Raw genomic sequence first — 15400 nt, 5'->3', positions numbered from 1 at the left:
GATGCGTACGGCGGAGGGAGCAGCGGTGGCGGAGGCGGACGACCGGGTGCCCGGCCCGGCGCCGGCCCGGGTGGACGGGCGGACCGAGCGCGGACGCCGCACCCGGGACAAGATCGTGGAGGCCCTGCTCGCCCTGCTCGACGAGGGCGTGGTGGAGTTCCCCGCCGAGCGCGTCGCCGAGCGCGCGGGCGTCTCCCGCCGGCTGGTCTTCCACCACTTCGCCGACATGTCCGAGCTGGTGGACCTCGCCATCACCCGGCGGTTGGAGCAACTGGCGGACCAGATAAGGCCGTTGCCCCAGACCGGGCCCCGCAGGGTCCGGGTGGCGGCGCTCGCCGAGCAGCGGGCGCGGATCCTGGAGTGGATCACTCCGGCGCGGCTGACGCTGATGCGGATCGACCATCCCTCGCCGCGCATCCAGCAGGTCACGGACGAGGCGTTCGCGGACGCCCGGCGCCGTGTCGCCGACATCTTCGCGGAGGAGCTCGGCCGCCTCGACGAGAGCCGGGCGGCCGAACTCCTCGACGGCCTGGACGCCGTCACCACGTGGGGGGCCTGGAACCACTGGCGCTCCACCGGCAAGAGCCCGCAGGAGGCGCGCGCGGCGATGGAGGCCACCGTGCTGAACCTGCTCGCGGCGGGCGACCACCCCCGCACCTGAGGCGCCGGGTCGGAGGGCTCTCAGGCCGGGGTGACGTCCTCGGCCCGCGCGGTGACCGTCACGCCGTCCGCGCCCACCGACACGCCCGAGGGCCGTAGGCCGAGGGGCAGTTCGGGCAGGGTCAGGGCCTGCCGGGCGAGGGCCTGCGCGATGAGCGGGCTGTTCGGATCCATGGCCCGGCCGGCCACCGAGGCGGCCGTCGGCCGCAGGGAGACGACCCCGTCGTGGAGTTCGACCCCCGCGGTCAGGACCACGGGCGCGCCCAGCACGCTGCGCCGGATGAGCAGTTGGCCGTCGCCGGCGTCGGAGACCCGGGTGTCGCCGTCCGGTCCGCCGCCCAGCGAGGAGTACGGGGCGGTGAAGCGGGCCGACGCCGAGTCGGCCCGGTAGCCGTCGGCCTCACGGGAGACGTTGTCGAGGGTGACGTCGGCCTTGACCGGGCTGCCGCGGTCGGTCTTCGCGTCGGCCCGCACCCGTACCTCGGGGTAGGTCTCGCGGGCGGCCTGGAGGAGGAACGGCAGCCCCTCGATGGAGACGTCCGGGCGCCCCGCGAGGTTCGTCTGCCGCAGGGCGATCCGGTCCGCGAGCCGTTCCTCGGCCAGGCCGCGCGCGACGGAGTCGGTGACGGGCAGGGCGAGCAGGGTCGCGCCGGCCAGGGCGGCCGCGATCAGGGCGCGGCGCCGCCGGGGGCGGGCCGGGCGGGCCGCGGACCCCGCCGGGCGGCGGCCCCCGGCGCTGACGGGGCGGGGGGTGGTGCGGGGGAGCATGCGGAACCTCACCGGATGGGAAGGGGGTCGGTGGCGCCGGCCCGGCCGGCCTCGGGCGCGGGGCGGGCCTCGGGCCCGGGGGCCGGCAGGGTGTGGGAGCTGCCCTCGATGTCGAGCTCGGGCAGGATCCGGTCGAGGCGGCGGGGCAGCCACCAGCCGCGGTCCCCGAGCAGGGCCATGGTGGCGGGGACCAGCAGGCCCCGTACGACGGTGACGTCGAGGGCGACGGCCGCGGCGAGCCCGGTGCCGAACATCTTCACCACGGGGTCGTCCGAGAGCAGGTAGGCGAGGAAGACGCTCACCATGATGAGTGCGGCGGAGGTGATGATCCGGCCGGTCGAGGCGAGACCCGCGACCACCGCCTGCCGGCTGTCGCCGCTCGCCAGCCACTTCTCGCGCACCGAGGTCAGGAGGAACACCTCGTAGTCCATGGAGAGCCCGAACAGCACGGCGAACATCAGCAGCGGCACGTAGCCGGGGACGGGCACCGGTCCTTCCAGCCCGATGAGGCGGGCGCCCCAGCCCCACTGGAACACCGCGGTGAGCACGCCGTACGCGGCGGCAACGGACAGCAGGTTCAGCACGGCGGCCTTCACCGCGAGGAGCGGTGAGCGGAAGGCCGCCAGGAGCAGCAGTCCGGCCACGAGCACCACGGCCCCGATCACGGCGGGCAGCCGGGCCGCGAGGCGGTCGTTGAGGTCGGTGACGGCGGCCGCGGCTCCGCCGACGTGGGCGCTGCCCGCGCCGCCGGCGGTGGCCGCGGGCAGGGTGTCCGCGCGCAGGGTGTCGACGAGCCGGGCCGTCGCGGGGTCGCCGGGGGCGGTGGCGGGCGTCACCTGCCAGCGGACGGTGCGGCCGTCGGGGGTGAGCTGGGCCGGGCCCACCGAGGCCACACCGGGGGTGGCGGCCAGGGCGGTGGAGACCGTGGCGACGCGGGCGTCCTCGGGGCCGGCGGCGGGCGCCGCCAGGGTGTCGGTCACCTGGAGGGGGCCGTTGACGCCGGGCCCGAAGGCGTCCGAGAGCTGCTCGTAGGCGGTGCGGCCGGCCGAGCCGACGGGCTTGTCGCCGGCGTCGAGCTGCCCGAAGGTCAGCTGGGTGGCGGGGGCGGCGAGCAGCAGGAGCAGGGCGAGGCCGGCCAGGAGGTGGCGCCAGGGGCGGGCCGTGACACGCTCGGCGATCCGCTGCCAGCCGCGGCCCGCGGGGGCGGCCGGGTCCGTCCCCGCCCCGGCGGCGCCCTCCTCCCGGGCGGCGCCGAGGAACCGGGCCAGCAGGCCGAGCAGGGCGGGCAGCAGGGTCAGGGTCGCTGCCACCGCGACGAGCACGGCGATCGCGGGCGCCAGTGCCAGGGCGCGCAGCAGCGGCAGTCCGCCCAGGGCGAGCCCGGCCAGCGCCGCGATCACGGCGCATCCGGCGAAGGCGGAGGCCTTCCCGGCGGTGGCCGTGGCCAGGGCGGCGGCCTCGGCGGCCGGCACGCCCCGGCCGCGGAACTCCCGGAACCGGGTGAGGCAGAACAGCGTGTAGTCGATCCCCACGCCGAGGCCGATCATCGCGGCGATGGTGGTGCCGGAGGACGGCATGTCCATGAGGTGTCCGGCCAGGCCGACGGCGGCCAGCGAGGCGATCAGCCCGGTGACGCCGATGACCAGGGGCAGCCCGGCGGCGGCCGCCTTCCGGAAGCCGATGAAGAGGATCACCGCGGCTGCCCCGAGCCCGATGAGCTCGCTGTGCCCGGTGTCCGGCCGGTCCACGGCGGCCGCCAGGTCGCCGCCCGGGGTGACCTCGATACCGGCAGCCTCGGCGGGCCCGGCGGCGTCGGTGATCCGCTCCGTCAGTTCGGGGCCGATGTCGCGGCCGGCGACATCGAGGCCGACGGTCAGGTAGGCCGTGTGGCCGTCCCGGCTCATCGCGGCGGCGCCGGCCGCCTCGTACGGCGAGGTGACGCTCACGACGTGCGGCACCTGGGCGATGGCCCGGGCGCTGCGCTCGACGGCGTCCCGGGCGCTCCCGCCGGTCAGGGCCGGGCCGTCGGGCCCGGTGTGCAGGACGAGCGGCTGGTTGCCGGAGGCGGGGCCGGGGAAGGCCGCCGCCGCCGTGTCCAGGGCCGCCTGGCTGTCACTGCCCGGGATGGCGACCGCCTCGCTGGTCACGCGTCCGTAGGCCATGACGGCGCCGCCGAGCACGAGGAGCAGCACGAGCCAGGCCCCGATCACCCGTCTCGGCCGCCGGGCGCACCAGCGCCCCATCGTCAGGAACATCCGGGCCCTCCATGATCCGATGACAACATATTGCACTCACTGTGCAGCTTTACGCTTGCACTTGAAGTGCAAGAATGTCAATCGGGGGCGAACGGGAGCCCGGCCCCCGCGCCGGCCCCGCGGGCGGTGAAATCGGCCTCGGCCGGGCACCGGCCGTCCGGGACGTGCCTTTCTGACATGCACCCGCTGGGGCAAAATGCCTGGTGTCACCGGCAATTGCGGGCTTCGCGGCACATCCGTCCCCCACGGCACACCCCCTGGGGCCGTCGCGCCGCCCACGGTTTGGGGAAGGGAGTGGTCCTGGCGTTGCAGTCCTTACCGTTACGCCGCATCCGAGCACTGCGCGCAACGACCTCCGTGCGGTCGGGGACGCACCGGGCCCAGTCCTTCCTGATCGTGGCCACCCTGCTCTACCGGGGCAGCCACCTCACGGTCGCCGTCATGGCCGTCGCCCACCGCCCGTGGCACCTCCCGCTGCAACACCTCGGCCTCGCCGCGGCCCTGGGCATGAGCGCACTGGTCTACGGAACGGCCCTGCGCCGCGGCTGGTTCGACCCGCGGCACATCTGGGCCGACGTCGTCGTCACCGGATGCGTCCTGCCCCTGGCCCTGTGCGCCTGGGGAGGCGTACGCGAACCCCCCACCATCGCCTGGGCGATGCTGCTCGGCGGCTCGGCGAGCGCCACCGCGGCCATCGCCCTCGACCGCCTCCACGCCCTCGCCGTCGTGGCGCTCCTCGTCGTGACCCACCTCATCGGCTACCAGGCCGTCGACGCGACCCCCGCCGTCATCGTCGGACACCTCAACTCCCTGGTGTCGTCCGCCGTGATGACCTACGCCTTCCGCTGGTACCTGCTCCGCCAAGGCCGCCTCCTCGACGAGGCCAACGCCCGCGCGCTCGAAGCCGAAGCACACAAGGCGCGCTACGCCGAACGCCTCGAACACCACCGCGCCCTGCACGACACCGTCCTCGCCACCCTGACCACCCTGGCCGCCGGCGCCGTCGACGCCAACGCCCCCGAGGTACGGCAGCGGTGCGCCCGCGAGGCCGCCTACCTGCGCCGCCTGATCCAGCAGACCGCCGACGAGGTCCCCCACCGGGAGATCGGCGCCGCCCTGGAAGAGGCCGTCGGATCCGTGGAGAGCCTCGGACTGCGCGTCACCGCCCAGTACCACGCACTGCCCGCGGTACCGCCCGAAGTCGCCGCCGCCCTGGGCCACGCCGTACGCGAAGCCCTCAACAACGTACGCAGGCACGCCGGCACCGGCCACGCCTACCTCACCGCCACCGGCGACCCGGACGGAAGCGGCGGCGCCGTCGTCACCGTGGTCGACCGGGGCCCCGGATTCGATCCGGCCCGGTGCGAGCCGGGCCTCGGCCTGCGCGGCTCGGTCCACGGCCGGATGACCGAGGCCGGCGGCCGCGCCACCGTGGACACGGCCCCCGGCGAGGGAGTACGCGTGGAGCTGAGATGGCCCGCGTGATCACGGTCGCGGTGGTCGACGACGACCGGATGCTCCGCGACGGACTGCGGGCCTGGCTCGGCGACGTACCGGACCTGCGGCTCGTCGCGACCGCCGCCACCGTCGGCGAACTCCTCGCGGACCCGTCCCCCCACCGCCCCGACGGCCCCCACGGCACGGCCCCGCCGCAGGCCGACGTCGTCCTCCTCGACCTCGTCCTGCGGGACGGCTCGGACCCCTCGGACAACATCCGCAGGGTGCTGCGCACCGGCAGCCGCGTCCTCATGATCAGCACCGTGCCGGACCGCTCCAGGATCATCGAGGCCATCCGGGCCGGCGCCGACGGATACCTGACCAAGGACCACGACCTGCCGACCCTGGTCGCCGCCGTCAAGGACCTCGCCGAAGGCCGGGGCGCCCACTCCACCGAACTCGCCTTCGCCTGCGCCTACGACGACAGCCCCGCCCGCCCCCGGCTCTCGCCCCGGGAACGCCAGATCCTGCTGGACTACGCCTCCGGCATGACCCTGAAGTCCGCGGCCCGGCGCGCGGGCATCACCGTCCACACGGCCAAGGACTACCTGGACCGCGTCAAGGCCAAGTACCAGCAGGCCGGCCGCCCCACCTACACCAAACTCGACCTTGCCCTGCGGGTACGGGAGGACAGCCTCGACGGGGGCTGACCCCCGCGCAAGCCCCCCAAACGGACGGCTACAGGGGCCCGCCCCACCCCCCGTACCGTCGACCCGGCGGCGCCCCGGACGGGCCGCCGGGAAGGGGACGATCCGGTGACCGCACTCCGGTCGGCACGGCCGACACGGCCTGCCGAAGACCGCACCGCCAGCGACCGCGGCCCGCACCAGGAGCGGGCGCCGATGATCGGACGCACGGCCGAGACGGAGCGGATCGCGGCCGCGCTGGCCGCCGCCCGGTCCGGGCGGGGCGGAGCCCTCTTCGTCACCGGCGAACCCGGCATCGGCAAGACCCGGCTCGCCACCGCCGCCCTTGATGCGGCCGCCTTGGCGGACATGGTCGCCGTACGCGGGCGGGCCAGCACCGTCGGCCCGCCCGTCCCCTACCGGCCGCTCGTCGAGGCGCTGCTCCTGCTCGCCCGCGCCGGCCTGCTGCCCGACCCGGAGGAACTGGGCGCCTACGGCCCCGTCATGGCCCGCCTGCTGGGACACACCCCCGATACCGGCGGGCGCGCCGCCCCCCACCTCGCGGTCGCCGAGACGATGCTGCGCCTGCTCGCCGCCGTCGGCCGGCAGCGGGGCTGCCTGCTCGTCCTCGACGACCTGCACGACGCCGACGCCGACACCCTGGCCGTCGTCGAGTACCTCCTCGACCACATCGGGCAACAGCCCGCCCTGCTCCTGCTCGTCGCGGGCCGCACTCCCCGAGCCGCCACCGAACTGGCCCTGCACGCCCGCCGGCGCGAAGCGGCGGAGATCCTCGACCTGAACCCCCTCACCCACGCCGAGGTGCGCCTCCTCGTCGCGGCCGAGCTGGGCACGGCACCGGTGGACGTCTGCCCCGGCCTCCTCCACCGCGCGGTGACCGGCAGCGCCGGCATCCCGTTCGTCGCCAAGGAACTCGCGCACGACCACGCCGCCCGCCCCGCCCACCGCGGACGGCCCGCCCCGTCCGTCCCCGCCCCCGTCGCCGACGACGTCAGGCGCCGCACCGAAGCGCTCGGACCCCTCGGCACCCGGTTCCTGGGCACGGCGGCCCTCTTCGGCCGCCGCTTCCCCCTGCCCGTCCTGGAGCACGCACTCGGCGCCGACCACACGGCCCTGTCCCAGGTGCTGCGCGCCGCCCTCGCCTCGTGCCTGATCACACCGGACGGGCCGGGCACCCAGTGGTACGCCTTCCGCCACCCACTGGTGGGCGAGGCACTCCTCGAAGACCTCGGACCGGTCGAACGGGCCCGGCACGCACGGTGCGCGGCGCGCGCACTCGCCCACCTCCACCCCGGACTGCCCGGAGCCTGGCGCGCACACGCAGCCCGCCTCCACGAGCACGCCGGCGAAGCACACGAGGCCGTCCGCCTGTACTGCGAAGCAGCACAGCGGACGCTGGACGAGGCGGCCCCGGACCGGCCCCTGGACCGCACCCTCGACCTGCTCACCCGGGCCCGCGCCCTCCTCGAACCCGGCACCGCGCCCGAACCGCACGCCACGGTGCTGGAACTGCTGCTGGACACCGCCGCCCGCTCGGGCCGCCTCGACCCGCTACCCGACCCGCCCACCCTCGACCACGACATCCCCGCCGCGCGACGCGCCGGCATCCACGCCCGGCTCGGCCGCATCTCCACCCTCACCGGCCGCCCCGCCGACGCCCTGCGCCACCTCGACACCGCCCGCTCGCTGCTCCCCGGCCACCACCCCGCGGACGCCCACACCGCCCTCGTGGACCTCGCCGCCGCCCACGCCGAACTGGGCAGGCCCGCCCCCGACCGGCTGCACACCGCCGCCCGGCTCGCCCGCCGCGCACTCGACGCCGCCCTCGGCGCCGACCGGCCCGACACGGCGTGCGCAGCCCTGCTGCTGCTCGGACAACTCGCCCTACCCGAGGACGAGTCCGCGGCGACGGCCCACTTCAAGCGGGCCCGCGCGATCGCCCTCGCCCACCGGCTCCCCGTACCGCGCACAGCGGCCGAGGTGCAGCTGGCCATCACCGCCGCGGGCCACGACGCGCAGCCGACCCGCCTGGAGCAGGCCCGGCAGGACGCCCACCGCCGAGGCCTGCTGCCGCCGGCGCACGAGGCGGGCTTCGCCCTCGCCATGGAGCGGATCCGGCGCTGCGCCTTCGACGAGGCCCGCGACGGGATCATCGAGGGGGCCGCCGAGGCGTCCGAACGCGGACTGGGCCGCTCCCTCGCCATGCTCCGACTCGCCGACGCCGTACGGTACGCCCACCAGGGACGCCGCGCGGAGATGAGCGGGGCGCTGGAACGCCTGGAGCCGCTCCTCGACGCCGCGCCCGGCCTGCGCGCCATGGCGTACGGATCGGCCCGGGCCTTCTGCTCCCTGCTGGAGGAACGGCACGACGCCGCGGGAGCGGAGTTCGCGCAGGCGCTCGCCCACGACACCGACAACCCGGCCACCGCGGACTTCGGCCGGCACGGCATCGTCGTGCTGCTCGGCGTACTGGCCGGACGCCTCGGCCGCCGGCACTGCCCCGTCCCCCCGCACGCGGGCGCCGCCGGGACCCGCTGGAACCGCCAGTTCGCGGGCCTCGCCCACGCCGTGCTGCTCGGCCGCGAGGGGCACCGCGACCAGGCGGCGGCCGCCGCGGCCGAGGCGCTCGCAGCGGCCGGCCCGTACCCCCTGGCCCGCCGCCTGGGCATGCGCCTGGTGGCCCGGCCCGCGTACGAGGACGGCTGGGGCGAGCCCGTCGAGTGGCTGCGCGAGGCCGAGGAGTACTTCCACGGCGCCGGCCTCCACCCGGTCGCGGCCGCCGGCCGGGCCCTGCTGCGCGGAATGGGCGCGTCCGTCCGGCAACGGCGCACCGGCACCGAACAGGTACCGCCCGACCTGCGCAGGTCCGGCATCACCGTCCGCGAGTTCGAGGTGGCCCGGCTGGTCGCCCAACGGATCAGCAACAAGGACATCGCCGGCCGGCTGCACATCTCCCCGCGCACCGTCGAGAAGCACGTGGCGAACGTCCTCCACAAGACCGGCCACCCGAACCGCCGCGCCTTCGCCACCGCCTCCCGCGACCTCCTGCCGACGGGCGGCGGACGGCCCGCCGGTCAGGGCAGCCCGACCTCGTCCAGCAGGAAGTCGGCCGTGCCGCCGGAGCCGGCGCGGTGGAGCACCCGCAGCACACCCGCCGAGCCGGTCAGGTAGTCGGTGGAACAGCGCAGCAGGCCCTCACCTGGCACCCCCAGCAGGGGCCGGCCGTCGGCGTCGCGCAGACCGAAGCGTTCGGGGGGCTCGAAGAGGAAGACCCGCCGGACGAAGTCGAGCTGCCGCAGCGCCGTGCCGCGGTAGGCCGGATCGCCGGTGAACTGCGCCGCGTCCAGCAGCGCGTCGGCGATCCCGCACATTCCCCTCGCGTACCCCGGCTGCGCCGAGTGGCGCAGGTCCAGGCCCCGCAGGACGCCGCGGGCCGCGGCCAGGTCCCCGTAGCGCAGCAGCACCTTCGCCACGCCCGCCGAACCCGTCTCCACGGACGGATCCGTGCCCCCCTCCTCGCCGTCGGCCGCGGCGCGGGCCGTCTCCCAGGCGAGCGCCTCCCGCCCGAGCGCCAGGTGCCGCTCCTCACCCGAGACCTGGTGCATCCGCAGCAGGAACAGCGCGACGCCCGCCTGCCCGGAGCCCAGCCCGGTCAGCGGGCCCCGCACGCCGGACCCGGACAGCCAGGAGGCCCAGCCCTCCTCGCGCTGCGCGGTGTCGTGCAGCGCACCGGCGCAGTGCCGCGCCGCGGCGAGGTGGCGCGGGTCGCGGCTGCGCAGGAAGAAGTGCAGGTTCGTCATGCCCACCCCGGCGAGGCCGTGGTGGAAGGTGGGGTCGCCCCTCTCCACCACGCGCCGGTTGGCCTGGTCGAGCAGTTCCGCGGCCGCCGCGGCGAGCCCGAGCGAGTCGGCCGCCCACGCGATGCCCGCCAGGCCGTTCATGAGGCCGTCCGGATACCGCGCCGGGTCGATCCCCGCCAGCTCGGCGCGCAGCCAGTCGCGCCAGACGGGCCGGACGGGCACGCCGCAGGAGTGCAGCGCCCACAGGACGCCGCTCGCACCGGATCCGAGCCCGAGCGGGTTCGTGACGTGCGCGAACGGGTCCACGGGGAAGAGGGTGTCCCGTCCGGTGTCGGCGGCCGCCTCGATGAACGCGGCCACCGCGGCCACCGCGGCCTGCGCCCCGCCCGGCTCCCGCCGCTCCTCGGCGGCCGGGCGCGGCGGAGTCGTCCCGACCCGGCCGAGCGGCGCCGCCTCGTCCTCCAGCACGTCGAGGAGGCCGACGAGGCCGATCCGGCCCCGGGCCAGGTCCACGAGCAGCCGGTGGACCCGTTCCGGCCAGCCCAGATCCTCCACGATGAAGATCCGGTACAGGTCCAGGAGGTCCTCGCGCAGGTACGACATGCCCGTGACCGGGAGGATGAGGTCCGCCATCACCCGGGCCAGGGCGTAGCGGTCCCCGGCCTCGGTCGCGCCGCCGCGCGCGGAGCCGCTCCCGGAGGCGCTCCCGTCTCCGGTCCCGGTCCCGGTCAGCCGACAGGACTCCAGGCCGACGATGCTCACCTCGAAGCTCTCGGGGTCGACGAGGACGTCCGAGGCGGTGAAGCCGCCGAGGAGCACGCCGCGGTCGTGCGCGGCGCGGACGGCGCGCGCCAGCCCGCGCAGGACGGTGAGGAAGATCCGCAGGTACGCCCGCGACCGGTCGGCGTCGAAGCCCGCACGCACGAGCGGGTGGTGTGCGGCCGGCAGCCGGTCCAGGGCGGTGCCCTCGACGAACTCCACGGCGATGTAGTGGTGTTCGCCGTGCTGGAACTTCGCGACGGGAGCCGGGTAGGAGCCTGCGGCGGCCAGCAGGTTGAGGAACATCCACTCGCGGCCGAGGAGGTCCGCCGCCTCGTGGCGGGCCTCCTTGAGCAGCACCTTGCGGTCGTCGTGCGCGGTGTCCTCGGCGGTGTGGACATCGCCGTCGCGGGAGGACCGGATCGTGTCGGTCACCCGGAAGCGGCCCCCGAGCAGGCCGTCCCCCGGGTCCTCGTCGGCCGGCTTCCAGTCGTCGAAGGGCCAGGGCGCCCAGTCGGGTGCGGGCGGCAGCCGGCGCCCGAGGACGTCGACGGTGCGGGCGTCGTGGAACGGGCCGTAGCGCAGGTACAGGGCCTTGCTGTCCCGGTAGCGCACGTCCGACGGGACGCACGGGCCCTCCACGCCGTCCAGGAGGCGGGCCAGGCCGGCCAGGCAGCTTTTGAAATCCTCCACGTCGTGCGGGTAGACGGTGGCCAGCGGCCCGCCCTGCATCGCGAAGACGGTGGGATCGAGGGCGATCTCGAAGTCGGTGCCGCGGGCCGTCAGGTGCCCGGCCACCGAGGCGGCGATCTCGCGCACCTGCCGGTGGCCCACCGAGATGTGGATCTTCCAGCCCTGTTCCGGCGGGGCCGGGTCGTGCCGGTGGCTCCACCGGATGCCGCGGCGGACGAACCGTGCGCGGGTCGCCGCGTCGAATCCGGCGAGGAAGTGGTCGGCGTCCGGCTCGTGGAAGGCGTCGAGAGGGTCAAAGAACAGCGTGTCGTTCCACGTGAACAGGGGGCGGTGGACCCATCGTTCGTTGCGCATCTGAGCTGTCAGCCTCTGTGATCGTCCGCGGGGCCGCCGCCGGCAGCGGCCGTGGGAGCGACGGGATCCGGGCGGGGGCACGGGGGAGTGCCCCCGTCCGGATCCGTCGGGTCAGTTCGGGTATCCCGGGCCGCGCCGCGTCCTGCGGGCCTCCGTGTTCTGGGGCTTGAGTACGCTCACCCGGTTCACCTCCTCGAAGGGTCGAATGCGCGGGATGCGCGGCTGGAGTCGGACTGGCGCCGGCCGATCGGCACCCCCGACTCAACGCCATCCGCGCCCGCCCCGCATGGGCGCCGGCCGCCCGTCTTCCGCACCCGCACCACCCATCGCCCCGCCGTCCCGCCGCCGCCCGAATGGTGGTGGTCCGCCCCCTCGCGAGACTGCCTGTGACGTGGTAGGGGAGGCATCCCGGGGTGATCCGTCGGGCGTCCGGGGGGACCACTGGATAGAATTCCTGCTGAGGAAGGGGGCGCCTGATGGGCGCGGACCTGAGCCAGTACACGGGCCGGCCCTCCGGGCTGGTCGGGAAGCAGATCGCCGGTTACAAGGTCGAGCGCATGATCGGCCGGGGCGGCATGGCCGTCGTCTACTGCGCCAAGGACCTGCGCCTGGACCGCACGGTCGCGATCAAGCTGATCGCCCCCGAACGGGCCCGCGACGACACCTTCCGGCGCCGCTTCACCCACGAGTCGAGGGTGGCCGCCTCCATCGAGCACCCGCACATCGTGCCGATCTTCGAAGCCGGCGAGACCGACGGCGTCCTCTACATCGCCATGCGGTACGTGCCCGGGTTGGACCTGCGGGGACTGCTGGACCGGGAGGGCCCGCTGCCTGTCACGACCGCCCTGCGGATCGCCGCCCAGGTCGCGTCCGCCCTGGACGCCGCCCACGACCACGAACTGGTCCACCGCGACGTCAAACCCGGGAACATCCTGGTCGCCGCCGGACCCGACCGCGACCATCCGGAGCACATCTACCTCACGGACTTCGGCCTGACGAAGAAGTCCCTGTCGTTGAGCGGGTTCACCACGGCGGGGGAGTTCGTCGGGACGCTCGACTACATGGCGCCCGAGCAGATCGCCGGCCGGCCGGTGGACGGCAGGTGCGACCTGTACAGCCTGGCCTGCGTCGTCTACGAGAGCCTCGCCGGCGGGCCGCCCTTCGAGCGCGAGGAGGACGCGGCACTGCTGTGGGCCCACCAGTACGACCCGCCGCCTCCTCTGACCGGGCGGCGGCCGGACATCGCACCCGCCGCCGACGAGGTCTTCGCGAAGGCCCTGGCGAAGGTCCCCGAGGACCGGTACGGCTCCTGCCTGGAGTTCGTCGCGGCCCTGCGGGCCGCCACCGAGGGCGGCGGCCCCCGGACGGAGCAGAGGCCGAGGCGCGGCCAGGAGGAGGCCGCAGCGCCGGAGCCCCCGCAGCCCCCGGAGTGGGCCCTGCCCGTCTTCCGTACCCCCGCCGGTTAGCCGCGCCCGGCCCTCAGAACCCGAGGAGCGACTGCTCGGCCCAGATCGTCTTGCCGACGGGGGCGTGCCGGGTGCCCCAGCGCTCGGCGAGCTGCGCCACCAGCAGCAGGCCCCGCCCGCCCTCGTCGAAGGTCCGGGCCCGCCGCATGTGCGGAGCGGTGCTGCTGGCGTCGGAGACCTCGCAGATCAGGACGTCCTTCTCGTGGATCAGCCGCAGCTGGATGGGCGGCTCGCCGTACCGGATGGCGTTGGTGACCAGCTCGCTGACCAGGAGCTCGGTGACGAACGAGGCCTCCTCCAGCCCCCACTGCGCCAACTGGTCGGTGGTCTGCCGACGGGCCTGCGAGACGTCGGACGGATCGGAGCTCAGGTCCCACACGACGACCTTGTCGGCGTGCAGGGCCCGCGTCCGCGCCACGAGCAGCGCCACGTCGTCGTCGGGTCGGTGGGTCAGCAGGGCCGTCAGGATCCGATCGCACACCGTGTCCAGGGTGGAGGCGGGCTGGGCGAGCGCGGCGAACATCGCGTCGAACGCCTCGTCGACGTCCCGCTCGCGGGGCTGGAGCAGCCCGTCGGTGTAGAGGGCCAGCACGCTGCCCTCGGGAAGGTCCACGTCCAGCGTCTCGAAGGGCAGGCCCCCCAGGCCCAGCGGCGGACCGGCCGGCACGTCGAGGAGGTACACGGAGCCCTCCGGGGAGACCACCGCCGGCGGCGGGTGCCCGGCCCGGGCGAGCGTGCAGTGCCGGGTGACGGGGTCGTAGACCACGTACAGGCAGGTCGTGCCGATGCCCCCGGCGCTCTCGTCGACGGCCTCCCCCCGGCCCCCCTCGTCCGCGGACAGGTGGATGATCAGGTCGTCGAGATGGGTGAGCAGTTCATCGGGCGGCAGGTCCACGTCGGCCAGCGTGCGCACCGCGGTGCGCAGCCGGCCCATGGTCGCGGAGGCGCGGATGCCGTGGCCGACGACATCGCCCACGACCAGGGCCACCCGCGCCCCGGACAGCGGGATCACGTCGAACCAGTCGCCGCCCACCCCCGCCTCGCTACCGGCCGGCAGGTAGCGGGAGGCCGTCTCCAGGGCCGGATGGTCGGGCAGCGTCTGGGGGAGCAGGCTGCGCTGGAGCGTCATGGTGCTGGTGTGCTCCCTGGCGGACCGGTGCGCGCTGTGGATGCTCGCCGCCGCCCGGCCCGCGAGTTCCTCGGCCAGCGACAGGTCCTGCGCGAGGAACGGCTCCCGGTTCTCATGACGGCCGAACACCGCCACGCCCAAGCTGACGCCGTCGGCATGCATCGGCACCACCAGCATCGAACGGGCCCCGTGCGCGCCGAGCCAGGCGGCCGCCGGGTCCTGCGCCATCCACTGGGCGACCGCCGGGGCGGTCGCCGCGTACACGGCACCACGACCCGAGGCCAGACACTGCGCGGGCGGCGACAGCGGCGGATAGACGGCCGTCTCGCCGACCGCGACCCGCCCCTCCGAACTCCCCTCGACGGCCGAGCGCACGGCCGTACGGCACACCGTGACCGGCCCTGACGGCGGGCCGGAGGCATGGTGGTTGCCCCGCGGAAGCGGTTCGAGCAGGTCGACGACCGCGAAGTCGGCGAGCCGCGGCACGGCCACGTCCGCCAGCTCCTGCGCGGTGCGGGTGCTGTCCTCGGTGGTGCCGATCCGCGCACCGGCCGCGTCCGGCAGGAACATCTGCTGCTTCTCCACCTCGGCCCCGGTCCGGTCGTGCGCGGCCAGGCACACGGCGCGCACCCGGCCGTCCGGATCGCGCAGCGGGGCCACCGACGTCGCCCAGCCGTGCTCCGCGCCCACGCCCGTGTCGCGCACGAAGGCCTCCATGTGCTGCGGCTCGCCGGACTCCAGCGCCAGGCGCATCCTGCGCTCGGTCTCCTCGCTCACCGGGTCCGGGGCGATCTCCGGCAGGCGCAGCCCGGCCATCTCCGATTCCGTGAGGGACAGCGTGCGCTCCATGCCCGCGTTCGCCCGCACCAGCCGCAGGTCCGCGTCGAAGACCGCCAGGAAGCAGGGGGACTGGGCGAACGACCACTCATGCAGCGGATCACCCCACGAGGAGCCGTCACCGCCCCGGCCGGCCGCCACCGCGGACACCACGTACCACCTGGTCCCGCCGCCGGTGGAGGTATGGCGGTGCGCGAGCAGCCCCTGCTCCAGGCGGCCCCCGTCCCGGTGCCGCAGCGCCACCGTCCCGCTCCACCGCTCCTGCTCGGGCGGGATCCGGCGCGCCGCGTCGCCGACGGGGTCGGCCAGCAGGAACGCGGCGGGCCGCCCCACCACCTCGGCGGACGCGTAGCCGAGCAGCCGGGCGGCACCTTCACCCCACTCGATGACGACGCCCCGCTCGTCGACGGCGGCCGTCGCCGTGTACGCGGGCTCGTGGAGGACGCCGGTCTGCTCCGGCCGTTCACCGGGGGAGGTGGGAAGTTGCTCCATCGCCGCTCATCTCGCCCTCGCTCGATCCGTCGCTGCCGTCCCA

The 15400-nt window shown here is 75.5% G+C and carries 9 protein-coding genes; 5 read left to right on the top strand and 4 right to left on the bottom strand.

Translation table 11 applies throughout. From position 1 onward, the window contains the following. Position 1 precedes the first annotated feature (1 nt). The gene (locus AVW11_RS03260) at positions 2 to 661 is read left to right on the top strand and encodes a TetR/AcrR family transcriptional regulator (protein ID WP_063898539.1); all 660 of its coding nucleotides are present in this window, start codon (positions 2 to 4) and stop codon (positions 659 to 661) included. A 20-nt stretch (positions 662 to 681) separates the two neighbouring features. Here the strand turns inward: AVW11_RS03260 and AVW11_RS03255 are convergent, their stop codons facing one another. Next, positions 682 to 1428 carry an LmeA family phospholipid-binding protein gene (locus tag AVW11_RS03255; protein WP_079250488.1) on the bottom strand — a complete coding sequence of 249 codons (747 nt, stop codon included), beginning with the start codon at positions 1426 to 1428 and terminating at the stop codon, positions 682 to 684. An 8-nt stretch (positions 1429 to 1436) separates the two neighbouring features. Continuing rightward, positions 1437 to 3683 carry an MMPL family transporter gene (locus AVW11_RS03250; RefSeq protein WP_076043144.1) on the bottom strand — a complete coding sequence of 749 codons (2247 nt, stop codon included), beginning with the start codon at positions 3681 to 3683 and terminating at the stop codon, positions 1437 to 1439. 357 nt (positions 3684 to 4040) lie between these two features. On the opposite strand from AVW11_RS03250, the gene AVW11_RS03245 reads away from it, so the two are divergent. The 3 genes from AVW11_RS03245 to AVW11_RS03235 all read left to right on the top strand — a co-directional run bounded on the left by AVW11_RS03245 (position 4041) and on the right by AVW11_RS03235 (position 8998). After that, positions 4041 to 5168, top strand: coding sequence for a sensor histidine kinase (locus AVW11_RS03245; protein ID WP_060179094.1), 1128 nt, complete (start codon positions 4041 to 4043; stop codon positions 5166 to 5168). Further along, a complete protein-coding gene (locus AVW11_RS03240) occupies positions 5156 to 5830 on the top strand; it encodes a response regulator (protein WP_060179093.1) in 675 nt (224 codons plus the stop codon). Before AVW11_RS03245 ends, AVW11_RS03240 begins: the two co-directional genes overlap by 13 nt. Positions 5831 to 6022: 192 nt before the next feature. Continuing rightward, positions 6023 to 8998 (top strand): helix-turn-helix transcriptional regulator, encoded by a 2976-nt coding sequence (locus AVW11_RS03235; protein ID WP_076043143.1) that lies wholly within the window; start codon positions 6023 to 6025, stop codon positions 8996 to 8998. Here AVW11_RS03235 and AVW11_RS03230 read toward each other — a convergent pair. Next, complete coding sequence (locus AVW11_RS03230) at positions 8902 to 11433, bottom strand: class III lanthionine synthetase LanKC N-terminal domain-containing protein (protein WP_076043142.1); 2532 nt, start codon at positions 11431 to 11433, stop codon at positions 8902 to 8904. The two genes, AVW11_RS03235 and AVW11_RS03230, sit on opposite strands and share 97 nt — an antisense overlap. Before the next feature lie 476 nt (positions 11434 to 11909). Between AVW11_RS03230 and AVW11_RS03225 the strand changes: the two genes are divergently transcribed. Continuing rightward, positions 11910 to 12899: a serine/threonine-protein kinase gene (locus AVW11_RS03225; RefSeq protein ID WP_030845227.1), complete on the top strand. Its 990-nt coding sequence runs from the start codon at positions 11910 to 11912 to the stop codon at positions 12897 to 12899. A 13-nt stretch (positions 12900 to 12912) separates the two neighbouring features. Here AVW11_RS03225 and AVW11_RS03220 read toward each other — a convergent pair whose 3' ends face one another. Continuing rightward, positions 12913 to 15357 carry a SpoIIE family protein phosphatase gene (locus AVW11_RS03220; protein WP_076043141.1) on the bottom strand — a complete coding sequence of 815 codons (2445 nt, stop codon included), beginning with the start codon at positions 15355 to 15357 and terminating at the stop codon, positions 12913 to 12915. Positions 15358 to 15400 lie beyond the last annotated feature (43 nt).

It is taken from the genome of Streptomyces amritsarensis (assembly GCF_001953875.1).
Lineage (GTDB): Bacteria > Actinomycetota > Actinomycetes > Streptomycetales > Streptomycetaceae > Streptomyces > Streptomyces amritsarensis.
This window is presented reverse-complemented; position numbering and strand designations above follow the sequence as displayed.